We start from the raw sequence: 24,771 nt of genomic DNA, 5'->3' as shown, positions 1-24,771 counted from the left end.
GCCCCGGATGAGTGGTAAGTGGACGCGGCGCTTCGGCATGCCCTGGCTCTGTGGCAGGCTTGGCCAATATTTCGGGTCTGGGCGTGCGTACGGGGGCTTCCGCGATGAGCGGTGAGGGTCGGGACGAGCCGCTGGGCAGCGGTGGTGGCGCGGAGACCGGGGATCTTCCCTCCCGGCAGGTTCCGAGCCAGGGCGGGCCGGGGGGTCTCTCGGGCGCGCCGGCTTCTTCCGCACCCGCCGCTCCGCTCGACGCCAGCGTGCCGCAGCAGCGTGAGGGCAAGTCCGCCAGGAAGGGTGCCGTCGGCAGCGGTGTCGGCGAGGAGGACGGCGAGACCGACGAGCCCGACACCGTGCTCCCGCCGCCGCTCGAACTGCCGCCCTCCGACGCCGAGCTCGTCCAGCTCATGCGGGACGGCGACGACTCCGCGTACGAGGAGCTGTTCCGCCGCCACTCCGACGCCGTCCGCCGGTACGCCAGGACCTGCTGCCGGGACGCGCACACCGCCGACGACCTCACCGCCGAGGTGTTCGCCCGCACCCTCCAGGCCGTCCGCGGCGGCGCCGGGCCCGAACAGGCCGTGCGCGCCTACCTCATGACCACCGTCCGGCGGGTCGCGGCGAACTGGACCAGGACGCAGAAGCGGGAACACCTCGTCGAGGACTTCGCGGTGTTCGCCGCGGACGCCGCCCGCTCCTCCGAGGTCTCCGACCAGGACACTCTGGACCTCGGCGCCGACGTCCTCGCCCTGCACGAGGCCGAGCAGTCCCTCGCCATGCAGGCCTTCCGCTCGCTGCCCGAGCGCTGGCAGGCCGTGCTGTGGCACACCACCGTCGAGGAGGAGTCCCCGAGCGAGGTCGCCCCGCTCTTCGGGCTGACCGCCAACGCCACGGCCGTGCTCGCCAGCCGGGCCCGCGAGGGCCTCAAGCAGGCCTACCTCCAGGCCCACGTCAGCCAGTCCCTCACCGCGGGCGGCGACTGCGCCCGCTACGCGGACCGGCTCGGCGCCTACGCGCGCGGCGGGCTGCGGATGCGGGCCGAGCGCGGCCTGCGCAAGCACCTGGACGAATGCGCCAAGTGCCGGCTCGCCGCCGGTGAGCTGGCCCATGTGAACGCCGGGATCCCCGCGCTCCTGCCGGTCGCCGTCATCGGCTGGTTCGCCGCCGGGTACTCGCTCAAGGCGGCCGGCGTCGTCGCCGGTGGCGCCGCCGCCGCGGCCGGTGCGGGCGCGGCGGCCGCCGCCTCCGGATCTTCCGGGGGCGCCGCCTCGGGAGGGGCCGCCGCCGAGGGCCTCGGAGCCCCCGCGAAGGCCGGGATCGCGGCTGCCATAGCGGTCGCCGCGGCCGCCGGGCTCGTCTGGGCGATGGCCGGGGACCCGCAGCCGCAGCCCGTGGCCGCGCCCAAGGCCACGCAGCCGGTCGTCACCCCGGTCGCGCCGGAGCCCGCGCCGCCGTCTCCGAAGCCGAAGCCCGCCCCGCCGGCCCCGCCGGTCGCCTCCGAGCCGCCGCCCCCGCCGCCGTCTGCCGAGCCCAGCCCCAAGCCGACGCCGAAGCCGACGCCTCCGCCGGCCCCGAAGCCCAGCCCGAAGCCGACGCCCAAGCCCACGCCGAAGCCCACGCCGACCCCGACCCCGAGCCCGACGCCGAGCCCCGAGAAGCCCAGCCAGAAGCCGGCGCCGCCCACCGTCTACCAGGTCAACGAGCTCCAGTACGGGGTCTTCGGCGACGGCACCGAGCCCGAGGTGTCCCTCTCGGACAGCGGCTGGATGTGGCAGCGCGACGGCCTGTCCATCGGCGGCACCACGTACGCGCACGGCGTCAGCGTCCACGCGCCGTCCTCGCTGCTCATCGACCTCAACCGGCAGTGCACGAGCTACGACGCGACCGTCGGCATCGACGACCTGAGCGCCCAGCTCGGCGTCGGCGGCGTCCGCTTCTCCGTCTACGGGGACGGGGAGCGGCTCTGGCGCTCCCCGGTCGTCCGGGCGGGCGACCCGCCGGTCCCGGTGCACGTCGACCTCTCGGGCCGCTCCTCGATCCGCCTCGTGGTGGAGGAGCACACCCCGTTCGGCCGGGCCGCGGTCGCCGACTGGGCGGAGTCCCGGATCAGCTGCTCCTGACGGCCCTTCCGGCGTCCGGCGGGGCCGGGGCGAAGGGTGCGACGAGGTCGAGGACCTCGTCGACGCCGAGTCCCGCGCCGGCCGCACGGGCGGCGGCCAGGCCGGACGCGCCGAGCCGGGCGAGCGCCCGCTCCGTCACGGACTCGACGTCCCGCAGCTCGGGGACCGAGCGGGGCATGTCCCGGCGCCACCGCTCGACGGCGGCCAGGATCCGTACGGCGAGGTCGGCCTCGTCCGCCTCGGCCAGGGTGATGGCGAGCACCTCCCCCATGCTGTGGGTGACGAAGTCCGCGCACTGCCCGTCCCGCGCGGTGCGGAGCGCGACGGCGGCCGTGGCGACGGCGGCCGCGCCCCTGTCCTCGTACGCCTCGACCCGGGCGGAGAGTCCGATCATCGCCGCCTCGAAGTGCGGCGGCTGGGTGCCGACCGCGGCCGCCCGGCCCGCTTCCTCCAGCTGGGCGCGGGCCTCCCTGACGTCGCGGCGGTGGAGGGCGAAGGCGGCGCGGAGGAAGCAGACGTACGTCTGGCTGTCCCGTACGCGGTAGCGCTCGGCCTCCCGCGCGGCCTCGTCGAGGGTCCGCTCGGCGGTCTCCATGTCGCCGGTGCGGTAGGCCAGTTCGGCGAGGCGGGCGAGGAGGAACGGGGCCTCGGCGTGGGCGCCGACCTCGCGGGCGAGACCGAGGGCCTCCTCGTACGCCTCGCCCGCGTCCGCGTGCCGGCCGCGCATCGTGTGGGCCTCGCCCGCGGCGCTCGCGATCTGGGCCGCCATCCAGCGGTCGCCGACGCGCCGGGCGATCTCGCGGAGTTCGGCCAGGGCCTCGTCGACATCGGGCATGTCGCCGGGCATGTCGACGGCCATGTGCGTGCGGAACATCAGGGTGACGCCGAGCTCCCAGTCGCCGCCGTGGCGGCGGCAGTTGTCGACGGCGGTGTCGAGGAGGGCGCGGATCGTGGCCGGTTCCTCGGTGATGTACGCGGTGAAGGGCCAGAGCAGGCCGGGGAAGCGGGCCGCCTCGGGGCCGGGGTCCTCACCGAACGCCTCGCGCACGCGCCGGATGAGCGCGATGGTCTCCGGCTGCTGGAAGTCGCCCATGGTGCTGCTCTCGACCGCGAGGAAGAAGTGCAGCATCCGCAGGTCCATGCGGGGCCAGTGACGGGGGTCGGCGGGGTCGTCCGGGTCCTCTCCCAGGGCGATCGCGCGGTCCGCCCAGGCGAGGCCCTCGGGGCGGTAGTTGCGCAGCCACCAGAACCAGCCCATGGCGAAGACGAGCCGGAGGGCGGCGGCCTCGTCGGGGGCGGTGACGAGGGTGCGGTGGAGGGCGGCCCGGATGTTGTCGAGGTCGCGCTCCAGCCGGTCGATCCAGGGGAGCTGCTCCACCGAGCGGAGCTTGGGCTCGGCCTCCTCGGCGAGGGCGGTGAAGTGGGCGGTGTGGGTGGCCTCGGCGGCGGCGAGCAGGGCCGGTTCCTCGGCGGCGCGCTCGGTCGCGTACTCGTGGATGGTCTCCAGGAGCCGGTAGCGCATCTCGCCGCCCTCGGCGGGGGTGGCGACGACGAGGGACTTGTCGACGAGGGCGCCCAGGGTGTCGGCGGCGCCCGGGGAGAGGGCCTCGGCGGCGGCCAGGTCCCAGCCTCCGGCGAAGACCGACACCTGGCGGAGGAGAGTCCGCTCGGCCGGGTCGAGCAGGTCCCAGGACCAGTCGACGACGGCGCGGAGGGTCTGCTGGCGGGGCAGGACGGTCCGCGAGCCGGAGGTGAGGAGGAGGAACCGGTCGTCAAGGCGGTCGGCGATCTGGCGCGGGGTGAGCAGGCGCAGCCGGGCGGCGGCCAGTTCGATGGCGAGCGGCAGGCCGTCGAGGCGGCGGCAGATCTCGTCGACGGCCTCGCCGCCGTCCCGGGCGAGGTCGAAGGAGGGGCGGACGGTACGGGCCCGCTCGGCGAACAGGCGGTGGGCGGGGTCCGGCGGGAGGGGTTCGACCGGGCGGACCGACTCGCCGGGGACGCCGAGGGGTTCACGGCTGGTGGCGAGGATGCGGAGCTGCGGGCAGTGGGTGAGCAGGGTCTCGGCGAGGGCGGCGGCCGCGTCGATCACGTGCTCGCAGTTGTCGAGGACCAGGAGCAGCGGGCGGCGGGCCAGGTGCTCGACGAGGTGGGCGGTGGGGTCGTCCTGGAGCGGGACGCCGTCGCGGGTGAGCAGGTTGATCTCGCGGAGGCGGAGCGCGGAGAGGACGGCGCCGGGGAGGGCGTCGGGGTCGTCGAGCGGGGCGAGTTCGGCGATCCAGGCGGCGGGGCCGACGGCCCGGACCGCGGCCTCCTCGGCGAGCCGCGTCTTGCCGGAGCCGCCGGGTCCGGTGAGCGTGACGAGCCGGGAGCGGGTCAGATCGGCCTGCAGCGCGGCGAGCTCGGGCTCCCGGCCGACGAAGGAGGTGAGGCGGGGGCGGATGTTGCCGGGGGGCTCGGTGGGGGTGGGTGTGCCGGTCGCTGCGGCTTGTCCGGCCGGGGCGGGGGCTTCGGGGACGGACTCGGGCGCGACCGGGGCTTCGGCCGGGGGACGGGTCGGGGCCGGGGTACGGGTCGGAGTCGTAGTACGGGCCGGGGCGGTTCCCGTGAGGAGTTCGTGGTGGAGGGCGGTGAGTTCGGGGCCCGGGTCGGCGCCGAGGGCGTCCGCGAGGGTGCGGCGGGCCGACTCGTACGCGGTGAGGGCGTCGGCGTGGCGGCCCTCGGCCCGGAGGGCGCGGATGAGCTGGGCGCGGAAGGTCTCGTCGTACGGGTACGTGGTGGTGAGCTCGGTCAGCTCCGGTACGAGTCCGTCGGTGGCGCCCCGGCGCAGATCGGCCTCGACGCGCTGCCGGAGCGCCGCGAGCCGCTGGGCCTCGGGCCGGACGCCCGCCGGGTCGGGCAGGTCGGCGAGGGCGGGGCCGCGGAAGAGGCCGAGGGCTTCGCGGAGGAGGGCGGCGGCGGTGTCGGGGTCGCCGGCGTCGAGGCGGGCGGCGGCGTCCCCGACCCGGCGCCGGAAGACGTACAGGTCGATGTCGTCGGGGGCGGCGGCGAGCCGGTAGCCGGGGCCGGGGGTGGAGGCGACGGCCTCCCTGCCGAGGGTCCGGCGGAGCCGGCCGACGAGGGCCTGGAGGGCGGCGGGGGCGTCCTGCGGCGGGTCGTCCCCGTACACGTCGTCGGCGAGTTCGCCGACGGAGACGGCCCGTCCGCCGCGCAGCGCGAGGGCCGCGAGCAGCGCGCGCAGCCGGGCGCCGCCGAGGGGAAGCGGGGTGCCGTCGGGACGAAGGGCCTCGGTGGTGCCGAGGATGAGATACCGCACCGGCCCATTGTGTCGGCCGGGCGGGGCGTGCGCCTCAGGGTTTGCCCGGGCGGGTCCCGGAGGGCCGGAGGCGCGGGGCACGTGTCCCCGGGGCCTCACGCCGGCAGCGACCTCGACGCCGGGATCAGCGGGCCCTGTACCGCGCGGTGGGCGCGGGGTTCCGTCGTGTTGGTCCAGCAGGAGCCGCGGCGGGCGAGGAGGCGGCGGAGCCAGAGCTCGGTGGAGACGAGGTCGGCGAGGCCGTCGAGGGGGACGGGGGCGCCGTCGGCGGCGGCGGTGAGGGCCTTGCGGACGACGCGGGCCTCGATCAGGCCGGCGTCGGCGAGGAGGGGCGCGTCGAAGAGGGCGAGGAGCTGGGGGAGGGCGGCGCGCAGGCCCGCGCGGGCGGCGGCGGCCGGGACGGCGGGGTGGGGGGCGCCCCAGCCGGCGGGGAGGTCGTGGACGCCGGCGCCGGTGAGGACCGTGCGCAGGATGCCGGCCCGGGCGTCCGGCTGGACCCGGAGCGATTCGGGGAGGTCGCGGCAGGCCCGCACGACCTGGTTGTCGAGGAAGGGGGCGTGGAGGCGCTGGCCGCGGATCTCCGCCGCCTGTTCCAGGACCCGGTGGTCGGCCGCCGCGCGGGCGAGGGCGGCACGCGCGCGTGCCTCGCCGGGGCGCTGGACGGAGGCGGGGAGGGTGGCCGCCCGGTTCAGGCGAACCGATACTTCGGCGAGGGCCTCCCCCGTCAGCCAGCGCGCGGCCGGGCCGGGCCGGGACCAGGCGAGGGCCGAGAGCGAGGCCTCCAGGGGGCCGAAGCCGTCCGGGGCCGTGCGGTTCGCCTCCAGGACCCGCCTCGCCGCCGCCTCCAGGCCCGTCCGGTACGGGGTGCGGGCCAGTTTCCGCGCCGCCCGGTACACCGTCAGCGGGACGAGCAGCGAGCCCGCCGAGGGCCCCGAGGCCTTCGCGAGCGCCGTCACCGGGCGCACCAGGGAGCGGCGCCTGCGGTCCATCAGGAGGTCGGCCAGGCGCGCCGGGTGGGCGTCCAGGACCTGCTTCGCGCCCATGCCCGTGAAGTGGTCGGCGCTGCCGCCGACGAGGCGCCTGCGGTGGCGTTCGGCCGAGACGAGCGCGGGCCCCGGCTCGTCGGTGAGCGGGCCGTCGAGCGCCGCGTACGGCAGCGCCTCCTCGCCGCCCGTGACGACCACGTGGTGCAGGCGGGGGTCGGCGGCGATCGCGCGGGCCCGCTCCAGCTCCGCCGTGCGCCGTGCGCCGGCCCGCGTCGCCAGGTCGTTGAAGGTGACGGCGAGCAGTCGTTCCCCCGCGCCCGTGCCGTGCCCGGTGATCGTGCCCGGCACTCCCGGGAGGCCCGCCGCGAGGAGGGCGAGCGTGCCGGAGGCGCTGCCGCCGGACAGGTCGGCGCCGATGCCGGGCGCCGGGCCCGCGCCCCGGGCCGCCCGCCGGTCGGCCGGTCCCATGCCGGGGACCGGGCCCGGGTCGGGGAGCGGGGCCTCGGGCGCGTGCCGGGGGGCGGTGAGCCGGGCGCGTACGGCCTCGACCAGGGCGTCCCGCACCCCTTCGACGGCCTGCCGGGGGTCGGCCTCGGGTGCCGCGACGGCGAGCGAGGCCACCTGTTCGTAGCCGGTGATCTCGCGGGAGCCCTCCCGCAGGATCAGCGCGTGGCCGGGCGGCACCCGTCTGACCCCCTCGTACGGGGTGGAGTCGCGCAGGGCCTCCGGGGTCTCGGGGCAGGCGAGCAGGGCGGCGAGGTGGCCGATGTCGAGCTGGGCCTCGACGAGGTCGGCGAGCGGCAGGGCGGCGGTGGCGTAGGCGGTGCCGCCGGCCCACGGGGTGTGGAACACCGGCCGGGCGCCCGCGAGGTCGCCGGTGACGGTGACGCGGCGGCCGGTCCTCACGACGGCGGTGTAGCTGCCGGGCCAGGCGGTCAGGTGCCGCAACGCGCCCCCGCGCGCGGTGAGCAGGCCGATCCGCAGTTCCTCGTCGCTCGCGGCGCAGCAGCCGAGGACGGCGAGGCGGGTCCGGTCGTCGACGGCCACCACGCGCACCTCGTCGGGGCGCCAGTCGCCGACCGCCCAGAGCGGGTCGGGGTCGCCCCACAGGAGCTGCGCGCCCACCGGCTGCACCGTGCGCCCCTCGGCCGCGCGGTCGGGGCCGGGGGCGTATCCGGAGTCGTACGGGGAGGCCGAGCCGTACGCGCCGCTCGCCGCACCCGGCCTGGGCCCCGCGGTCGTGGCGTAGCTCGCGGCGACACTGCTCCAGCCCACCAGCCATCGCATCGGCGCCTCCACATCCGTTTCGGTGGAGGACATGCTGCCACGACAACGGCGCACGGGGCGGGGTCCGGGTGCACGCGCGCCAAAGCCGAATGCGCCCCTGGCATGGGCCAGTTGATGATCAGCCCGCACCGGCGTCATTCGGCCAAATATCGATCCCCCGAGGAGGTTTGGGCGGGCGTCCAGGTGGCATGCCGGGGATCGGCAGCCCGGGAGGCGCTCCCGCCTCCCGGAGCCGTCCGCCGCCCGCGGGGAATGGGGCGGCGGTGTCCCCCAGCCCACTGGTCCGGTACACCGTTCCCGGCCGAGCGGGCCGACCCACGCACCGTTCATGGAAGCGCTCCCCCGTCGGCCGGACGAGAGCGCACGGCCGGGCGCACGGCCACACGGCCGGAGCACGAGCCGCCGCGCCGGCCCCGCCGGTCGCACCTTCACACAACAATCTCGCCATACGGAACACCGCCCCTTAACGGTGGGGATGCGGCGAACTACGCTGTGTTTACGAATGCCGCACGCCTATGCCCGGCGTCGTGGCGGCCGTCTGGGTTGTCGAGGGGTGGCGTCATGTCCAGGGAGCAACGCGGGCCGAACGAAAAGCTCGGCACGGTTCTCGCCCTCGCGGGAATCAGCAACGCCGGGCTCGCCCGGCGCGTCAACGACCTCGGTGCGCAACGGGGTCTGACGCTTCGTTACGACAAGACCTCGGTCGCCCGGTGGGTGTCCAAGGGCATGGTGCCGCAGGGCGCCGCCCCGCATCTGATCGCCGCCGCGATCGGGCAGAAGCTGGGCCGGCCCGTGCCGCTGCACGAGATCGGGCTCGCGGACGCCGACCCGGCGCCCGAGGTGGGGCTCGCCTTCCCTCGCGACGTCGGCGAGGCGGTCCGCTCGGCCACCGACCTGTACCGGCTGGATCTGGCCGGGCGGCGGGCCGGCGGGGGCGGCATCTGGCAGTCGCTCGCCGGGTCCTTCGCGGTCAGCGCGTACGCGACGCCCGCGTCCCGCTGGCTGATAACCCCGGCCGACCCGTCGGTGGAGCGCGAGGCCCCGCGCCCCGCCGCGGGCGCCGGCACGGCGGCGGCCGCGGAGCACGCGCGCGTGGGCCACAGCGACGTCGCCAAACTCCGCGAGGCGGCCGAGGACGCGCGCCGCTGGGACTCCAAGTACGGTGGCGGGGACTGGCGTTCGTCGATGGTGCCCGAGTGCTTACGCGTGGACGCGGCGCCGCTGCTGCTCGGCTCGTACTCGGACGAGGTCGGCCGGGCCCTGTTCGGCGCGACCGCCGAGCTCACCCGGCTCGCCGGCTGGATGGCCTTCGACACCGGGCAGCAGGAGGCCGCCCAGCGCTACTACATCCAGGCCCTGCGGCTCGCCCGCGCCGCCGCCGACGTGCCCCTCGGCGGCTACGTACTCGCCTCCATGTCCCTCCAGGCCACCTACCGGGGCTTCGCCGACGAGGGCGTCGACCTCGCCCAGGCCGCCCTCGAACGGAACCGGGGGCTCGCCACCGCCCGCACCATGTCCTTCTTCCGGCTCGTGGAGGCCCGCGCGCACGCCAAGGCCGGCGACGGGGTCGCCGCCGCGGCCGCGCTCAAGTCCGCCGAGGGCTGGCTGGAGCGGTCCCGGGAGGGCGACGCCGATCCGACGTGGCTCGGCTTCTACTCGTACGACCGGTTCTGCGCCGACGCCGCCGAGTGCTACCGGGACCTGCGGATGCCGGGCGAGGTGCGGCGCTTCACCGAGCAGGCGCTGTCCCGGCCGACGGAGGAGTTCGTCCGCTCGCACGGGCTGCGGCTCGTGGTGTCGGCGGTGGCCGAGCTGGAGTCGGGCAACCTGGACGCGGCCTGCGCGGCGGGCACGCGCGCGGTGGAGGTGGCGGGGCGGATCTCCTCGGCGCGGACGACCGAGTACGTACGGGACCTGCTGCACCGGCTCGAACCGTACGGGCACGAGCCGCGGGTCATGGAACTGCGGGAGCGGGCCCGGCCGCTGCTCGTCGCTCCGGCGTGAGGAGCAGTCGATACGCAGAAGTGACACGCGTCCCACGGTGTGGGCGTTTAGGGGCGTTGTCAGTGGGCCAGTGCACTATCGGGGGTGGGAGGTGGCGCTGGTGTTTGACTGTGACGTGCTGGTGATCGGAGGCGGGATCGTCGGCCTGTCGACGGCGTACGCCCTGACGCGCGCCGCTCCCGGCACCCGGGTCACGGTCCTGGAGAAGGAGCGGGCCCTCGCGCGCCACCAGACGGGGCGCAACAGCGGGGTGATCCACAGCGGGATCTACTACCGGCCGGGGTCGCTCAAGGCGCGGTACGCGGTCGAGGGCGCGGCCGAAATGGTCAAGTTCTGTACGGAGTGGGGCATTCCGCACGAGGTGACGGGGAAGCTCATCGTCGCCACCACGCGCGAGGAGCTGCCCCGGCTGCACGCGCTCGTGCAGCGCGGCCGGGAGAACGGCATCCCCGTGCGGGAGCTCGGCCCGGCGCAGATCAGCGAGTACGAGCCGCGGGTGCGGGGGCTCGCCGCGATCCACGTCGGCACGACCGGCATCTGCGACTACGGGGCGGTGTCGGAGCGGCTCGCCTCGGCCTCCGGGGCCCGGATCCTGTACGGCGCGGAGGTCACCGTCATCGACCGGCGGCCCTGGGGCGTCGCCGTGCGCACGGCGGACGGGCGCGTGGTGCGGGCGAAGGTCCTCGTCAACTGCGCGGGGCTGCACTGCGACCGGATCGCGCGGCTCGCGGGCGACGACCCGGGCATGCGGATCGTCCCCTTCCGGGGCGAGTACTACGAGCTCGCGGACCCCTCGCTGGTCCGGGGCCTGGTCTACCCGGTCCCCGACCCCGCCTTCCCCTTCCTCGGGGTGCACCTCACCCGGGGCATCGACGGCGGCGTCCACATCGGGCCGAACGCGGTCCCGGCGCTCGCGAAGGAGGGGTACGGCTGGTCCGTCGTCCGCCCGCGCGAACTGGGCGCCACCCTGGCGTGGCCCGGCTCCTGGGCGATCGCCCGCGCGCACTGGCGGTACGGCGCCGGCGAGCTGCACCGCTCGGTCTCGAAGCGGGCCTTCACGGAGGCGGTGCGGCGGCTGCTCCCCGTCGTCGAGGAGTCCGACCTGCGGCGGGCGGCGCCGGGGGTCCGGGCGCAGGCGGTGCTGCGGGACGGGACGCTGGTCGACGACTTCCTGTTCCGCGAGGCCGAGCGGACGGTCCACGTCCTGAACGCGCCCTCGCCCGCGGCGACGGCCTCGCTCCCGATCGGCCGCGAGGTGGCGGGCCGGGCCCTGGCCCACCTGTAGCACGGCACCGCACGCCCGGCCGGGTCCCCGTAGACTTGGCCGCATTGTGTCTGAGCAGATCGAGAACAGCCCGCAGCCCGTCGCCGACCCCGGCCAGCCCGTCGCGCGCCGGGGCAGCCGGATGTTCGCCCCCGGCGAGGGGCCCATGCCGGATCCCGCCGGGGCCCACCACGAGCGGCGGATCCGGAGCTTCCAGCCGCGCCGCAGCCGTGTCACGTACGGGCAGGCCGAGGCCATGCTGAAGCGGTGGCCCGACTGGGGCCTCGACATCGACGGCAAGCAGGTCCTCGACCTGGGCGAGATGTTCGACGGGCTCCCGGTCGTCCTGGAGATCGGCTTCGGCATGGGCGAGGCGACCGCGCAGATGGCGGCCGCCGACCCGGGCACCGGGATCCTCGCCGTGGACGTGCACACCCCCGGCCAGGGCAATCTGCTCGGCCTCGCCGACCGGAACGGGCTCACCAACGTCCGGGTCGCCAACGGCGACGCGGTCATCCTGCTCCGCGAGATGCTCGGCGACGCGGCCCTCGACGGCTGCCGGGTCTACTTCCCGGACCCGTGGCCCAAGGCGCGCCACCACAAGCGCCGCCTCATCCAGCCCGAGTTCCTCAGCCTCCTCGCGCCGCGCATGAAGCCCGGGGCCGTGCTGCACTGCGCCACGGACTGGGAGGAGTACGCCGTCCAGATGCTGGAGGTGCTCTCCGCGCATCCGGACTACGAGAACACGCAGGCCGACGGCGGCTACGCGCCCCGCCCCGACTTCCGGCCCCTCACCCGCTTCGAGGGACAGGGACTCGACAAGGGGCACGTCGTGCACGACCTGCTCTTCCGCCGGAAGTGACCGGGAGCCTTCGACGCGGAAGTGACCGAGCGCCTCTGACGCCGAGGTGACCGAGAGCCGGTAACTTCGTCGACCACTGTCGGTGGGGGTCGTTAGGGTCGCTGACGTGTTCAACCCAGCCGCCGTCCCGCACCGGGACACCGAGGAGCCGGCCTTCCCCGCCGTCGCCGACCGAACCCAGTGGCGCTACCGGCCCCGGCGGGCCTTCTGGCGCAGCCGGGTGGTCCGGGCGATCACCGTCGTCACGCTGCTCGCGCTCTGTGCCCTGGTCATCCTGGCGCTGGTCCGCGAGCAGACCGGCACGCAGGGCTTCCTCGTCGGTCTGGGCCTCGCGGTGTTTCCCGTACCGCTGCTCATGGCGGCGTTCCGCTGGCTCGACCGGGTCGAGCCGGGTCCCTGGAAGAACCTGCTGTTCGCGTTCGCCTGGGGTGCCTTCGCCGCCGCGCTCGTCGCGATCCTGGCGAACTCCTTCGCGGTCCGCTGGATCGCCACGGCCACGGCCGATCCGGACTCGGCCGACACCCTCGGGGCCACCGTCGTCGCCCCGGTGGTGGAGGAGAGCGCGAAGGCGGCCGCGATCCTGCTGCTGTTCCTCTTCCGCAGGAAGGACTTCGGCGGTCTCGTCGACGGCGTCGTGGTCGCCGGTTTCACCGCGACCGGCTTCGCCTTCACCGAGAACATCCTCTACCTCGGCAACGCCTTCGGCGAGGACCAGGAGTTCGGCTCGACCGGCCTGGGCTCGGTGACCGCCGCGACCTTCTTCGTGCGGGTCGTGATGTCGCCGTTCGCGCATCCGCTGTTCACCGTGCTCACCGGCATCGGCTTCGGTCTCGCCGCCCTCGCGCCGCCCGGGAAGCGGCTGCGCCGGGTGCTGCTGCCGCCGGCCGGGCTGCTGCTCGCGATGAGCCTGCACTCCGCGTGGAACGGCTCGGCCACCTTCGGCGGCCCGCTGGCCTTCTACGCGGTGTACGGGGCGCTCATGGTCCCGGCCTTCGGTCTGCTGACCTGGCTGGCGGTGTGGAGCCGGCAGCGCGAGCTGCGCACGATATCCGGGGAGCTCCCGGCGTACGCGGCGGCCGGCTGGCTCGCCCCCACGGAGCCGCTCGCGCTGTCGTCGATGCGGGCCCGGAAGATGGCCCGGGCGTTCGCCGCCCGGACGTACGGGGCGCCGGCCGCGCGGGCGGTCGGCGAGTACGAGTCCTTCGCGACGACCCTGGCGTTCCTGCGGGACCGGGCCCGGCGCGGCACGGCGGGACCCGATTTCCCGGCGCGGGAGCAGGAGCTGCTGCACCACCTGTGGCAGCGCCGCGAGGTCGCCTCCCCCGCGCTCACGTACGCGGCGCGGGCGACGGGCCGGGTCTGGGCGCCGCCGCAGTACCTGGACTACGACGGCTACAACCCGTACCGGAGTTAGGAGCTGCTCAGGGGTTCAGGCCCTTGGAGCGGAGCCAGGCCGCCGGGTCGATGCCGTCGCCGCCGGGCGTGTGGACCTCCATGTGGAGGTGGGCGCCGGTGACGTTGCCGGTGGCGCCGACGCGGCCGATGGTCTCGCCGGTGCCGACGGTCTGGCCGGCGCTGACCAGCATGGACGAGAGGTGGCAGTACCAGACCTCGGTGCCGTCCTCCAGCTCCAGGACGATGCGGTAGCCGTAGGAGCCGGACCAGCCCGCCGACTTGACGGTGGCGCCGTGGACCGCCTTGAGCGGGGTGCCCGTGGGGGCGGCGAAGTCGAGGCCGGTGTGGTAGCCGGAGGACCACATCGAGCCGGACTGCATGTAGCTGGCGGTGAGGGTGTACGAGGAGACCGGCAGCGCGTACTCGGCGGCGAGCTTGGCGAGGCGCTCGGCCTCGGCGGCCTCGGCCTTCGCCTTGGCCTCCGCTTCCGCCTTGGCCTTCGCCTCCGCCTCCGCCTTGGCCTTCGCCTCGGCGGCCGCCTTCTCCGCGGCGGCTTCCTTGGCCGCGGCCTCCGCGGCGGCCTTCTCGGCCGCGGCCTTCTCGACGGCTGCCTTCTCGGCGGCGTCGGCGGAGGCCTGCTGCTGCTCGGCCTGCTGGAGGATGCGGGCGCGCAGGGCCTCGCCCGCGGCGGGGGCGGAGGTCTGCTCCTCGGCCGTGGTGGTGTAGGTGGCGGAGGTGAGCGGGTTCGCCTCGGCCTGGGCGGCGGGCGCGCTCTCCTCCGCGGGAAGGAGGTCGCCGACGCCGGGGATGTCGTGGGCGTCCGGCAGGTTCAGGTCCGGGAGGTCCGGCAGGGATATCGCCACCGGGGGCTTCTCCTGCGCGGTGGCGAGGCCGCCCGCGCCGACGGCGGCGATCACGCCGACGCCGAGGACGGTGGAGGAGCGGGCGAAGTTGGAGCGCTGCTTGACGACCCGGTGCCGGCCGCCGGAGCGGCTCTCGGAGCGCAGGGAGCCCTCGGTGGGGTTCCACTCGGTGTCCGGGGCGGAGGGAGCCGCACCACCACCGAAGGCGTCGAAGGGGGCTTCGGATGCGGGGGTGTTGGACGCCACGGGGGCGCGCTCCTTTCCTTCCGTCTCGCCTACCGGGTTAGCTGACGGGTTCGGAGCGGGAAGGTCTCCTACGGGCTCGGCCGCCCGCGTGCGTGGTTCGCACGGGTGCGAAGGGGCCCGATTCACCCCAAGTGGTGGTTCCCCGGTTCCTTTTCAGGATTCGGCGCGTGCGCACGGTGCCGCCTCTTGCGACGGCTGGGACGACCGCGCTGCGTTATCGAACGTTAATAGACAGGGGGTCCCGATTCCAAGCCGTCCTCCTTGATCGTTCATTGAATTATGGGGCTATCGCCCGAGTTGACCCCCCTTCAGCAAGGCCTTCGGGGGATTCCGCGAAACCCCCGCGATCTGACGTTGTGTCAATTGTTATCGCAGTGACACCCCTCGACTACGGCCGGTGACCGGGCCCGCCCGGCGGCACCACCGGCATCGTCCGGCGCCGCTCCGGCTGCCCCGTCGCCGGGCGGCTCACGGCGAGCAGCGCCATGTCGTCCGTCGACCCGCCGCCCGTGTGGAGCCGTACGTCGTCCACGAGCGCGTCGAGCAGCTCCTCGGGCCCCGGGAAGATCCGCCCGGCGAGGCGCGCCGCCGGATCGTAGAAGACGCCCCGCGCGTCCCGCGCCTCCGAGAGGCCGTCCGTGTAGAAGAGCAGCGTCGCGCCCGGCGGGAGCGGCCACGCCTCGACCCGGTCCGGCCACTCCGCCAGTTCGCCCATCCCGAGCGGCAGCGCCGCCTGGCCCGGCTCCAGCAGGTCCAGGCGCCCGTCCCCGTACAGCATCAGCGGCGGCGGGTGCCCGCGGTTGACGACCCGTACGAAGCCGTCGAAGGTCCCGCCGCCGTCGCCGCGCGGGATCTCGGCCAGGACGGCGGTGGTGAACCCCTCGAAGGAGTCGAGGTCGTCCCGGCGGGTGCCCTCCCGGGCCAGCGCCCGCTCCAGGCGCCGTGCCACGCCCTCCAGGCTCCGTTCCGTCTCGGCCGCCTCCCGGAAGGCGCCGGTGACGACGGCGACGGCCTCGACCGCCTCCATCCCCTTGCCCCGGACGTCCCCGACCACGAGCCGCACCCCGTGCGGGGTGTCCTGGACGGCGAACAGGTCGCCGCCGATGAACGCGTCGGCCTGCGCCGCCTCGTACCGCGCCGCGCACTGCAGCCCGCCGATCCGCTCGGCCGGCGTCGGCAGCACCGCCTTCTGCGCGGCCTCCGCGATGACCCGCGCCGAGGCGAGCCGCTCGCCGCTGCGGCGCACGACCTGGTTGATGAGGAGGGCGAGCGCGGAGACCGTGAGGACGGTCAGGGTCTCGGTGAGGGACGCGATCTCGTCGACGGTGCCGTTGTAGGAGTGCAGCCCGATCGAGGCGAGGACGGCGGCGATCCCGGTGAGCAGGGTCGTGAGCAGGGAGGAGAAGGGCGCCGCGACCAGCGGGGCGGCGGAGAAGAGCGGCGCCGCCGTGTACGCGGGCGGGGTCGCCACGTCGAAGACGACACCGCCCGCGATGATCAGCGGGGGGAGGGCGCGGATGAAGCGGCGGGCGCCGCCGTACTCGGGGCGTTCCCCGCCCCGCCGCCCGCCGCCCGCCGCTCCTGGCCCCACCTGTGCCCTCCCTGCCCGGTCCGCCCGGCCGCGGTCCGCACCGCGCCCTCCCAGGGTGGCCGCCGCCGCCCGGGGCGGCGACTCCCACGGGGCCGACTGGCGTACGGGGTCGGCCGGCCCCGTACGGGGTCAGCCCCCGGTCACCCCCTCCGCCAGCCGGCCGCCCCGGGCGAGCAGCGCCATCGCCGCCGCGCACACCAGGCCCACCGCGCACAGCACGAGCCAGGGCGCCGCCGACCAGCCGGTGACGTCGAGGAGCGCGCCCGTCCCCAGGTTCCCGAGGGTGATGCCGACCCCGCACACGGTGTTGTAGAGCCCGTAGTGGGTGGCCACCCAACGCCCCCGGGACAGGGCGACGACGGTGTCCATCTCGTACGGGTAGAGCACCGCGTTCGCCACGGCCAGGACCGCCGCGCACAGCAGCAGCGCCGCCAGGCCGCGCCCCAGGGCGGCGGGGACCAGGAAGGCCCCGCCCATCAGGGCGAGCCCGAGGACGAGACACCGCTCCCGGCTGAGGCGGCGCCGGCACCAGGCCGTGATCCGCAGCTGTCCGGCGAGCGCGACGAGCGCCGAGACGGCGAACAGCGCGGTCGTCCGTCCCGTCCCGCCGGCCGCGAGCGGCAGCGCCAGATAGACCTGGAAGGACAGCACGTACGAGCCGGTCATGGCGAGCGAGAAGAGCCAGAAGGTGCGGTGGGAGAGCACCGTGCGGAACTGGCCCCGCTGCTCCCGCGGCGCCTCGGAGACCTGTACGGGCAGATGCCGGAGCTGGACGAGGGTCAGGCCGGCGAACAGCACCGCCGCGACCACGCACGTCAGCCGGAACGACACCCCCGTCAGGGCCACCCCGACGAGCGGCCCGAGCAGGATGCCCGCCTGGTAGTACGTGTTGAACAGCGCGAAGGCCTCCACCCGGCGCTCCTCCCCCGCCTCCGCCGCGAGGCAGGCCCGCACGGCGGGGTTGAAGAGCGCCCCCGCGAGGCCGGTCGCGAGCGAGGCGGCGATCAGCGTCGGCAGCGACTGCGCGAAGGCGAGCGCCCCGAAGCCGACGGTCCGCAGCGCGCATCCGGCCACGATGAGCGGCTTGAAGCCGAACCGGTCGGCGAGCGCCCCGCCGACGAGGAACATGCCCTGCTGGGAGAGGTTCCGGGCGCCGAGGACGAGCCCGACGGCCCAGGCCGCCATGCCGAGCCCGTCCGCGAGGTACGCGGCCAGGTACGGCATGAGCATGTAGAAGCCGAGGTTGATGGTGAGCTGGTTGAGGAACAGCAGCCGTACGGCCGGATCGAAGGAGCGGCTCTGCTTCCAGATGCCGCCCCCGCCCTTGGCGGGCGCGGTCGCCGTGGTCACTCGGCCCGCTCCAGGACCCGGCGCGTCCAGCCGCTGACCGTGTCGTCGGAGACGTACGCGGCGGGGTCCTCCCGGACGGGTCCGTCGAGCAGCCCGTGCGCCGCGCAGAACTCGTCGTTGAAGACGGTGTCGAAGTACCGCTGCGGCCCGTCCGGGAAGACGGCCGCGATCCGGGTGCCGCGCGGCCGGGTGCGGGCCAGCCAGCCGGCGACGAGGGCGACCGCGCCGACGCTCCAGCCGCCGGTCGCGAAGTGGCGCGAGGCGAGGCGGCGGGCCGCCCGGACGGCCTCCGCCGGACCCACCCAGTGGACCTCGTCGAAGGCGCCGTGGTCCACGTTGCCCGGGTGGATGGAGGAGCCGAGGCCGCGCATCAGCCGTTCCCCGGCCGGCAGGCCGAAGACGGTGGAGTTCACGGAGTCCACGCCGACCAGCTCCAGGGCGGGGCTGCTGGTGGCGCGCAGGGCCCGGGAGATCCCGGCCGAGTGGCCCCCGGTGCCGACGGCGCAGACGAGGACGTCGATCCGGTCGAGCTGCGCGGAGAGTTCGGCGGCGAGCCCGGTGTAGGCGGCGGGGTTGTCGGGGTTCCCGTACTGGTTCGGCCACCAGGCCCCGTCGAGGGTGGTGAGCAGTTCGGCGACCCGGTCCATCCGGGCCTGCTGCCAGCCGCCGTGCGGGCTGGGCTCGGGGACGACGTGGACCCGGGCGCCGTGGGCGGTGAGCATCCGCTCGACGATCGGTTCGAGGCCGGGGTCGGTGACGACGTGCACGGGGTGGCCGTGGAGCACGCCCGCGAGGGCGAGGCCGAGGCCGAGGGTCCCGGAGGTCGACTCGACGATCGGGGCGCCGGGCCGCAGCTCTCCGCGGCGGCGGGCCTGCTCGACCATGTAGAGGGCGGCGCGGTCCTTGATCCCGCCGAAGTTGAAGCCTTCGAGCTTGGCCCAGTAGCCGTCCTCCGTCCACAGGACGGGGGTGTTGCCGACGGTCTGGCCCTCGACGGGAAGCATCAGTGGTGCGGTCATGGGGGTCTTCCTCGGTGTGGGTACGCGAAAGGGAGCCTGGTCACGTGAGTGCGGGACCCGGCTCAGTTCCGGTCCACCCCGAGGGCGATCAGCAGTCTTCCCGGCTGGGGGCCGGGGCCCGCCCGGCTGCGGACGCAGCGCGCGCGGGGATCGGTGCGGAGGTCCGCCGTGTACGGCAGGACGGCGGCTCCGCCGGCGTCGGGCGCCGTGGGCTGGGAGGCCGCGGCCTGCGCGGGGAGGTGGGCGTCGAAGGTCCAGTCGTCCCCGGACCGGTCGCAGCCGTGCGGGAGCGCCGGGGCGGAGAAGGTCGCGGTGCCGGAGACCGGCAGCGCGTGCCCGTGGGGGCCGTGGCAGACGCTCACCAGGAGGGTGAGGAGCGCGAGCAGGACGAGCACGGCGGGCGCCCGCCGGCTCACATCGCTCGCACACGTGTCACTCATGGTACGCGCGAGACTACGGTGGGACACGGCGCGCCCGCAAAGAGGCGGGCACGGTTTTGGCCACCGTTTACTTCCGTCAGCTGATCACTAAAGGTTCCGCTCGGCGTAGACCTTCATCGCGTCCCGGACGAGGATCGCCGTGCCCTCACCGTGCTTGTCGTAGTTCGCGGTGAAGCGCGGGTCGTCGACGTACATCTGCCCGAGACCGATCAGGTACTCCTTGCTCGGCGTCGTGGTCGCCGACAGCCAGGCGACCTGGCGCCGCGTGATCGCCTGCACCTCGTCGCCGTCGGCGGCCAGGCCCTCCCGGGCGGCCCGCCCGAAGTCGCGGGCGATGCCGGCCTGCTCGTCCATGAAGGCCTTCTTCTGCGCGTCGGTGAGCGAGCGCCACCAGCGGTCGCTCTTCTCGTACGCGTCGCGGCCCCAGCGCTCGGTGACCTCCTCCTCGTACCGCGTGTGGTCGAAACCGTCGAACACTTCCTCGGCCATGAGCTCTTCTCCCTTCTCGGTCTTGCGGAGAGTGGTCCGCACCGACGCGATCTGGCGTCCGATGCGCTCGCGCTCCTGCTCCAGGAGGGCGAGGTGGGTGCGCAGGGCGGCGGACGTGTCCCGCTGCCCCGCGAGGACCTCGGCGATGGCGGGCAGCGAGAGCCCCAGCTCGCGCAGCAGCAGGATCCGCTGCAGCCGCACGAGCGCCGCCTGGTCGTAGTACCGGTAACCGTTCGCGCCGATCCGGCTCGGCTCCAGCAGTCCGCGCTCCCCGTAGTGGCGGAGGGTGCGGCTGGTGGTGCCGGCCTTCTTGGCGATCTCCTGGATCGACCACTCCATGCCGAGAACGCTAGATCTTGACGTTGCGTCAAGGTCAAGCGAAGGGGATCCGGGAACACTTTTCGGGAACACGACGAAGGCCCGGATCCAGTGAATGGATCCGGGCCTTCGTTGCTACTGAGTAGCGGGGACAGGATTTGAACCTGCGACCTCTGGGTTATGAGCCCAGCGAGCTACCGAGCTGCTCCACCCCGCGTCGGTGAACCAGACTCTACGCCATGACCGGGGCGATCACGAAATCGGTTTCCCCCGGCCCGGCGTCAGCAGCCGCAGTCGTCGGAGTCGACCGGCGCCGTCAGCGGGTCGGCGGCCTTCTCCGCGGGCCCCTCCCACGTCTCGTACGCGAAGCCCTCGCGCACCCAGTACTCGAAGCCGCCGAGCATCTCCTTCACCTGGAAGCCCCGCTCGGCGAGGGCGAGCGCGGCGCGCGTGGCGCCGTTGCAGCCGGGGCCCCAGCAGTAGGTGACGACGGGGACGGCCTTGTCGAGGAGCCGCTCGGCCTGCTCGGGGATGAGGGCGGTCGGCAGGTGGACCGCGCCGGGGACGTGGCCCTGGTCCCAGGAGGCGGTGGACCGGGAGTCGAGCACCACGAAGCCCGGGTCGGCGCCCTCGGCGGTCGCGGTGGCGAGCGCGGAGGCCACGTCGGAGACGTCGGCGTGGAAGGCGAGGCTGGCCGAGAAGTAGGCGGCCGCGGCCGCGGGGGAGGCCGGCGGGGTGCGGAGCACGGGGTTGACCTGCGTCGTTGTCGTCGTCATGGTGATCAATCTACGGACGAAGATCACCGTGCTGAAGTGAGGATTCACGGTGGTCGGGGGCTTCGGCCGGGGAAACCCGGGCGTTCGCCACGAGACGGCGGGGATCTCACGCACCGGGACCGGCACCGGGCCGTCCGGCTCGCTCCGCTGTCACATCTACGGGACTTGATCCGTCATGACGGCACACGGCATGGCGGGACGCGAACGGGGAGATCGACGAGTGGACCACGAGACCCAGAACCAGACCCTCGACAAGGAATCCCTGGCCCGGCGCTTCGACGCCGACCGCGGCCATCTGCGGGCGGTGGCCTACCGGATGCTGGGCTCGCTCAGCGAGGCCGAGGACGCCGTCCAGGAGGCCTGGTTCAAGCTCAGCCGCAGCGACGTCAGCGGCGTGGAGAACCTCAGCGGCTGGCTGACCACGGTCGTCGGCCGCGTCTGCCTCGACATGCTGCGCTCGCGCGGCTCGCGCCGCGAGGACCCGCTGGAGTACTACGTCCCCGACCCGGTGGTCCGCGTCGCCGGCACCGCCGACCCCGAGCAGGCCGCCGAGCTCACCGAGTCCGTCGGGCTCGCGCTCCTCGTCGTCCTGGACACCCTGGGCCCGGCGGAGCGGCTCGCGTTCGTGCTGCACGACATGTTCGCCGTCTCCTTCGACGAGATCGCGAAGATCGTGGACCGCACCCCCGCCGCCACCCGCCAGCTCGCCAGCCGCGCCCGCCGCCGCGTGCAGGACGCCACCCCGGCCCCCGGCCCGGACGCGCGGCGCCAGCGGGAGATCGCCGACGCCTTCCTCGCCGCCGCGCACGGCGGCGACTTCGAGGGGCTGCTCGCCGTCCTCGACCCGGACGTGGTGCTGCGCGCCGACGGCGGCCGGACCCTCGCGGCCGTCTCCAAGGTCGTCCGGGGCGCCGAGGCCGTCATCGCGCAGGCCCTCACGTACGCGAAGTTCCGCACGGGCGCGCTGCGGGTCGTGGCCAACGGCCAGCCCGCGGTCGTGTCGGTCGTCAAGGGCCGCCCGGGCTCGATCATGACCTTCACGATCGTCGAGGACCGCATCGTCGAGCTCCACATCCTGGCGGACCCGGAGCGGATGGCCACGCTCGGCCTCACGGAGGAGGACCTGGCCCTCGCGGAGTACTGAGCCCGGACGGAGCACCGAACCCGGGCGGCGTACCGAACCCGGGCGGCGCGGCCGCGCCGATCGGGTTCGGCGGAAGGTCACTCCTCCCTGGCGGCCCACCAGCTCACGGCCCCCAGGGAGACGCCCGCGCTGGCGACGCCGAGGAGGGCGCCCGCGGTGACGTCGCCCGGGTAGTGCACGCCGGTGTGGACCCGGGAGTAGCCCACGGTCCAGGCCAGGGCCCAGAGCGGCAGCGCGGCGGGGGGGAAGACGGAACCGACGGCGCTGGCGAAGGCGAACGCCGAGGCGGTGTGCCCGGAGGGGAACGAGGCCGAGGCCGGCATGCGGACGTGACGGCCCGTCACCACCCGGGCCGCCTCCCGGTCCGGCCTCGGCCGGTGGACCAGGTGCTTGCCCAGGAGGTTCGCCGAGGCGGAGGCCACCGCGATCGCCCCGGCCCCGGCGAGCGCGGCCCGCCGCGGCCGGCCCGGCACGAGCGCGAGCGCGGCCGCGATGCCGAACGAGATCTTGGAATGGTTCGCCGCCGTGGACAGCCGGCGGAACGCCGTGTCGAGCGTGGGCGTGGGCGTGGCCGCCACGGCCGCGTACACGGCGCCGTCGACGGCCCGGATGTCGTGCAGGATCGCCCGGAGGGTCCCGGTCGTCGTGTCGGTCGTCGTGTCGGTCGTCATGCGCCGCTCCTAGCAGGTTCAGGGGGTACGGGGGTCACGGAGGTTCACGAGGCGCGGGGGTCCCACGGACCGGGCGGCACCGGCTCCTCGGGGAAGGCCAGTCGGGTCAGCCGCCTCCAGTCCAGGGGCGGCGGGGGCAGCGGCGAGCCCGGGCGGGCGCGGGGCACGAGGACCCGCAGGGCGCGCGGGCGCAGGGTGCAGACGACGGGCGTCGGCAGGGTCAGCGCCTCGCCGTCCACCGCGACGGAGATGGCGGTGCCGGGGGCGCCCCCGACCTCCACCCTGTGGGCCGTCAGCACGTTCAGACCGGTCGCCCGGTTCCCCAGGACGGCCAGCTCGGCGGCCTGGGCGGCGCCGTCCACGCGGATGCCGATGACCCCGAGCTCGCCCCCGTCGAGACGGGTCCGGCGGGCGGCGACCGCACCGAGCGGATCGGGCGCCGCGTACGGGTTGTTGCTGACCAGGAGCGCCTGCTGCCCGGTGAGCGGGGTCGCGTCGGCGATCGCGTCGAGACGGTCGCCCAGACCGCCCTGGAGGAGGTCGGGCAGGACGTCGAGCGCGGTGCCGGCCTTGTCGTCGCGGTACTCGGGGCGCTGGACGACGTCCGCGTACACCCCGAAGGAGACGGTGTTGACGAAGGGGCGCCCGGCGACGTCGCCGAGGTCGACCCGGAGCTCCTCGCCGTCGCGGAGCGCGTCGAGGCAGCGGGACGGGTCGGTGCGGTCGAGGCCCAGGTCCAGGGCGAAGTGGTTGCGGGTGCCGGCCGAGATCACCAGGAACGGCAGGTCGTGCGCGGCGGCGACCTCGGCCACCAGGGCCTGCGTGCCGTCGCCGCCGGCCACGCCGAGCAGATCGGCGCCCTCGGCCACGGCCTTCCGCGCGAGCCCGGCGACATCGGCCGGGGCCGACGGGTCGAGCAGGATCACCCGGGCGCCGAGCGCCTCCGCCCGCGCGACGAGCCCGAACCGCGCGACCTTCCCGCCGCCGGACTTCGGGTTCATGATCAGGACGGGCCGGCGGGGCGGTACGGCCGGCTCGCCCCGCATCAGGGCCTTCCGGTCGTCCTCCGGGCGGCGCAGGGCGGCCCGCGCACAGGACAGCGCCACGCCCCACAGGCCCAGCGCCACGAAGGCGTTCACCCAGACGCCCCAGGCGACGTACAGGACGAGGGTCGTGAACGGCGCGGCCACCGCGAGCAGCGCCCCGGACACCCTCAGCGGCCCGCGGTGCGCGAGGAACCACCAGACGCCCACGGCCGTCGCCGCGAGCCCCAGGACCCCGCTCAGCAGGATCACCAGACCGCTGCCGAGCGTGGCCAGCAGGGCCACCGCCGCGCCTCCCATGGCGAGCAGCGCCCACCGGGCCAGCTCCCTGGCCTCCCCCGCCGGACCACCGGAACCTCTCGCCGCCACCGACCCCACCTCCGCACTCCGCGTCCACGCTTCCCCACGTTCCCCGCCGCCGCCCCCGGGGCGGACCCGTTCGGAGGACGGAGCCTCGACGGGGCCCTTCACGGAGCCCTTCACGGAGCCCCCGGGGAACAAGACATCGGGAATCCACGGAAGGTTCTCAGGAAAGCGCGGGGTCGTACCGGAAGGGGGCCGGAAGCGGCACCGGGGTCAGCGCCGCCGCGGTCCGCCCGGAGCGGACGTCACAGCCACCCGCGCTGGGCGGCCTTGAGGCCGGCCTCGAAGCGGCTCCGCGCACCGAGCCGTTCCATGAGCCCGGCCATCGTCCTGCGAGCCGTGCGCGGCGAGATGTGCATGCGTGCCGCCACCGCCTCGTCGGTGAGGCCCTCGCCCGCCAGCCTGAGCAGCTCGCCCTCGGTCTCGGAGAGCCCGTCCGCCTCGGGCCGGCTGTCGGCGCCCAAGGGGGTCGACAGCTGCCACACCTGGTCGAAGAGCGCGTGCAGCGCCGCCACCACCCCGGGCCGGGTGACGTAGACGGCGCCCCGCCGGCTGGACTTCGGGTCGAGGGGGACCAGGGCGGCGTGGTCGTCCACCAGGATCATGCGGGGCGGCAGGGAGGCGGCCGTCCGGTACTCGGCCCCGTGGCCGCTGAGCCAGCGGGCGTACGCGAGCGTCGGACCGTCCTCCCGTACGGAGTCGAGCCCGATGGTCCGGACGCGGATGCCGCGCGCCAGGAGACGTGCGTCGTTGCGCCGGGCGGCGGCCAGCGCCGCCTCGGACTGCGCCCCGCCGGGCATGAAGGTCAGGATCTGCTGCCTCGTCTCCTCCGCGAGGCGCTCCAGCCGCTCCTGCACGGCGTCGAGGCCGATGAGCTGTTCCGCGTCCGGCGCGGACTCCTCCTCGGACGAGGAGAGCCGGCCGACGAGGTGACCGAGGGCCGACTGCTGCTCGATGATCCGCTTCTGCTGTTCGAGCAGATCGTCCCGCTGCCGGTCGAGCAGGGCCTGGAGGCCGGCCTGCGGAGAGACCGCGCGCAGCATGCCGGGACGCTCGAACGACTCCCTCAGCAGGCGTAGCTCGAAGAGGGCGTCGAGTGCGGCGCGGATCGCCTCGGCGGGCGTCCCCAGATGCTCGGCGAGCTGCGCGACCCCCCATTCCGGCTGCGCGCGCATCGCTCGGTACACCGCCTCGTGCCTGCTCTCCAGCCCCAGCAGGGTGAAGAGTTCA

At 75.1% G+C, this 24,771-nt stretch carries 18 protein-coding genes, 1 tRNA gene and 1 riboswitch; of the genes, 6 read left to right on the top strand and 13 right to left on the bottom strand.

All coding sequences use genetic code 11. The features are described 5' to 3' along the window. The first annotated feature begins 104 nt into the window (after window positions 1-104). Window positions 105-2,117, top strand: a complete 2,013-nt coding sequence (locus ACFYUS_RS16975; RefSeq protein ID WP_388851728.1) for a sigma-70 family RNA polymerase sigma factor — start codon at window positions 105-107, stop codon at window positions 2,115-2,117. On the opposite strand, the gene ACFYUS_RS16970 is transcribed toward ACFYUS_RS16975, so the two are convergent. Together ACFYUS_RS16970 and ACFYUS_RS16965 are read right to left on the bottom strand one after the other, a co-directional pair. After that, window positions 2,104-5,430 carry a BTAD domain-containing putative transcriptional regulator gene (locus ACFYUS_RS16970; protein ID WP_388851725.1) on the bottom strand — a complete coding sequence of 1,109 codons (3,327 nt, stop codon included), beginning with the start codon at window positions 5,428-5,430 and terminating at the stop codon, window positions 2,104-2,106. The genes ACFYUS_RS16975 and ACFYUS_RS16970 overlap by 14 nt on opposite strands. 95 nt (window positions 5,431-5,525) lie before the next feature. After that, the gene (locus ACFYUS_RS16965) at window positions 5,526-7,703 is read right to left on the bottom strand and encodes an asparagine synthase-related protein (protein WP_388851812.1); all 2,178 of its coding nucleotides are present in this window, start codon (window positions 7,701-7,703) and stop codon (window positions 5,526-5,528) included. 561 nt (window positions 7,704-8,264) lie between these two features. Between ACFYUS_RS16965 and ACFYUS_RS16960 the strand changes: the two genes are divergently transcribed. From ACFYUS_RS16960 to ACFYUS_RS16945, 4 genes are all read left to right on the top strand, one after another. Beyond that, window positions 8,265-9,707: an MFS transporter gene (locus tag ACFYUS_RS16960; RefSeq protein WP_388851722.1), complete on the top strand. Its 1,443-nt coding sequence runs from the start codon at window positions 8,265-8,267 to the stop codon at window positions 9,705-9,707. Window positions 9,708-9,807: 100 nt separating this feature from the next. Beyond that, window positions 9,808-10,992: an L-2-hydroxyglutarate oxidase gene (lhgO, locus tag ACFYUS_RS16955; protein WP_388851719.1), complete on the top strand. Its 1,185-nt coding sequence runs from the start codon at window positions 9,808-9,810 to the stop codon at window positions 10,990-10,992. A 121-nt stretch (window positions 10,993-11,113) separates the two neighbouring features. Continuing rightward, window positions 11,114-11,833 carry a tRNA (guanosine(46)-N7)-methyltransferase TrmB gene (trmB, locus tag ACFYUS_RS16950; RefSeq protein WP_388851809.1) on the top strand — a complete coding sequence of 240 codons (720 nt, stop codon included), beginning with the start codon at window positions 11,114-11,116 and terminating at the stop codon, window positions 11,831-11,833. 106 nt (window positions 11,834-11,939) lie between these two features. Continuing rightward, a complete protein-coding gene (locus tag ACFYUS_RS16945; RefSeq protein ID WP_388851716.1) occupies window positions 11,940-13,247 on the top strand; it encodes a PrsW family intramembrane metalloprotease in 1,308 nt (435 codons plus the stop codon). A gap of 7 nt (window positions 13,248-13,254) precedes the next feature. Here the strand turns inward: ACFYUS_RS16945 and ACFYUS_RS16940 are convergent, their stop codons facing one another. The 8 genes from ACFYUS_RS16940 to ACFYUS_RS16905 form a co-directional block, all read right to left on the bottom strand. Next, entirely contained in the window at window positions 13,255-14,337 is a 1,083-nt protein-coding gene (locus ACFYUS_RS16940; RefSeq protein WP_388851713.1) for a M23 family metallopeptidase, read from the bottom strand. A gap of 11 nt (window positions 14,338-14,348) precedes the next feature. Next, window positions 14,349-14,513: riboswitch (cyclic di-AMP (ydaO/yuaA leader) on the bottom strand. A gap of 212 nt (window positions 14,514-14,725) precedes the next feature. Further along, window positions 14,726-15,928 carry a PP2C family protein-serine/threonine phosphatase gene (locus ACFYUS_RS16935; RefSeq protein WP_388851710.1) on the bottom strand — a complete coding sequence of 401 codons (1,203 nt, stop codon included), beginning with the start codon at window positions 15,926-15,928 and terminating at the stop codon, window positions 14,726-14,728. A gap of 129 nt (window positions 15,929-16,057) precedes the next feature. Beyond that, complete coding sequence (locus tag ACFYUS_RS16930; protein WP_388851707.1) at window positions 16,058-17,278, bottom strand: MFS transporter; 1,221 nt, start codon at window positions 17,276-17,278, stop codon at window positions 16,058-16,060. Further along, window positions 17,275-18,297, bottom strand: a complete 1,023-nt coding sequence (locus ACFYUS_RS16925) for a PLP-dependent cysteine synthase family protein (RefSeq protein ID WP_388851704.1) — start codon at window positions 18,295-18,297, stop codon at window positions 17,275-17,277. The genes ACFYUS_RS16930 and ACFYUS_RS16925 overlap by 4 nt, the downstream gene beginning before the upstream one ends. A gap of 62 nt (window positions 18,298-18,359) precedes the next feature. Beyond that, window positions 18,360-18,737: a hypothetical protein gene (locus tag ACFYUS_RS16920; protein WP_388851701.1), complete on the bottom strand. Its 378-nt coding sequence runs from the start codon at window positions 18,735-18,737 to the stop codon at window positions 18,360-18,362. An 87-nt stretch (window positions 18,738-18,824) separates the two neighbouring features. Continuing rightward, window positions 18,825-19,565 (bottom strand): MerR family transcriptional regulator, encoded by a 741-nt coding sequence (locus tag ACFYUS_RS16915; RefSeq protein ID WP_388851699.1) that lies wholly within the window; start codon window positions 19,563-19,565, stop codon window positions 18,825-18,827. A 122-nt stretch (window positions 19,566-19,687) separates the two neighbouring features. Beyond that, window positions 19,688-19,761 (bottom strand) — tRNA-Met (locus ACFYUS_RS16910). A gap of 64 nt (window positions 19,762-19,825) precedes the next feature. Further along, window positions 19,826-20,320, bottom strand: coding sequence for a rhodanese-like domain-containing protein (locus ACFYUS_RS16905; protein WP_388851697.1), 495 nt, complete (start codon window positions 20,318-20,320; stop codon window positions 19,826-19,828). Window positions 20,321-20,510: 190 nt separating this feature from the next. Between ACFYUS_RS16905 and sigJ the strand changes: the two genes are divergently transcribed. Beyond that, on the top strand, window positions 20,511-21,464 hold the full coding sequence (sigJ, locus tag ACFYUS_RS16900; RefSeq protein WP_388851694.1) for an RNA polymerase sigma factor SigJ: 954 nt from the start codon (window positions 20,511-20,513) through the stop codon (window positions 21,462-21,464). A 77-nt stretch (window positions 21,465-21,541) separates the two neighbouring features. On the opposite strand, the gene ACFYUS_RS16895 is transcribed toward sigJ, so the two are convergent. The 3 genes from ACFYUS_RS16895 to ACFYUS_RS16885 all read right to left on the bottom strand — a co-directional run bounded on the left by ACFYUS_RS16895 (window position 21,542) and on the right by ACFYUS_RS16885 (window position 24,716). Next, complete coding sequence (locus ACFYUS_RS16895; RefSeq protein WP_388851691.1) at window positions 21,542-22,135, bottom strand: phosphatase PAP2 family protein; 594 nt, start codon at window positions 22,133-22,135, stop codon at window positions 21,542-21,544. A 44-nt stretch (window positions 22,136-22,179) separates the two neighbouring features. Continuing rightward, window positions 22,180-23,478 carry a diacylglycerol kinase family protein gene (locus tag ACFYUS_RS16890; protein ID WP_388851806.1) on the bottom strand — a complete coding sequence of 433 codons (1,299 nt, stop codon included), beginning with the start codon at window positions 23,476-23,478 and terminating at the stop codon, window positions 22,180-22,182. Window positions 23,479-23,786: 308 nt separating this feature from the next. After that, the gene (locus ACFYUS_RS16885; RefSeq protein WP_388851688.1) at window positions 23,787-24,716 is read right to left on the bottom strand and encodes a LuxR C-terminal-related transcriptional regulator; all 930 of its coding nucleotides are present in this window, start codon (window positions 24,714-24,716) and stop codon (window positions 23,787-23,789) included. Window positions 24,717-24,771: the final 55 nt, after the last annotated feature.

It is taken from the genome of Streptomyces sp. NPDC004284, assembly GCF_042874035.1.
Taxonomy (GTDB): domain Bacteria; phylum Actinomycetota; class Actinomycetes; order Streptomycetales; family Streptomycetaceae; genus Streptomyces.
This window is presented reverse-complemented; position numbering and strand designations above follow the sequence as displayed.

Bases quoted from the DNA above. Each gene is read 5' to 3' on its own strand.
- sigJ (WP_388851694.1), top strand. From the start codon at position 20,511: ATGGCGGGACGCGAACGGGGAGATCGACGAGTGGACCACGAGACCCAG.
- ACFYUS_RS16895 (WP_388851691.1), bottom strand. From the start codon at position 22,135: ATGACGACCGACACGACGACCGACACGACGACCGGGACCCTCCGGGCG.
- ACFYUS_RS16905 (WP_388851697.1), bottom strand. From the start codon at position 20,320: ATGACGACGACAACGACGCAGGTCAACCCCGTGCTCCGCACCCCGCCG.
- ACFYUS_RS16885 (WP_388851688.1), bottom strand. From the start codon at position 24,716: ATGCGCGCGCAGCCGGAATGGGGGGTCGCGCAGCTCGCCGAGCATCTG.
- ACFYUS_RS16960 (WP_388851722.1), top strand. From the start codon at position 8,265: ATGTCCAGGGAGCAACGCGGGCCGAACGAAAAGCTCGGCACGGTTCTC.
- ACFYUS_RS16925 (WP_388851704.1), bottom strand. From the start codon at position 18,297: ATGACCGCACCACTGATGCTTCCCGTCGAGGGCCAGACCGTCGGCAAC.
- ACFYUS_RS16915 (WP_388851699.1), bottom strand. From the start codon at position 19,565: ATGGAGTGGTCGATCCAGGAGATCGCCAAGAAGGCCGGCACCACCAGC.
- trmB (WP_388851809.1), top strand. From the start codon at position 11,114: ATGTTCGCCCCCGGCGAGGGGCCCATGCCGGATCCCGCCGGGGCCCAC.
- ACFYUS_RS16920 (WP_388851701.1), bottom strand. From the start codon at position 18,737: ATGAGTGACACGTGTGCGAGCGATGTGAGCCGGCGGGCGCCCGCCGTG.
- ACFYUS_RS16890 (WP_388851806.1), bottom strand. From the start codon at position 23,478: ATGGGAGGCGCGGCGGTGGCCCTGCTGGCCACGCTCGGCAGCGGTCTG.
- ACFYUS_RS16975 (WP_388851728.1), top strand. From the start codon at position 105: ATGAGCGGTGAGGGTCGGGACGAGCCGCTGGGCAGCGGTGGTGGCGCG.
- ACFYUS_RS16965 (WP_388851812.1), bottom strand. From the start codon at position 7,703: ATGCGATGGCTGGTGGGCTGGAGCAGTGTCGCCGCGAGCTACGCCACG.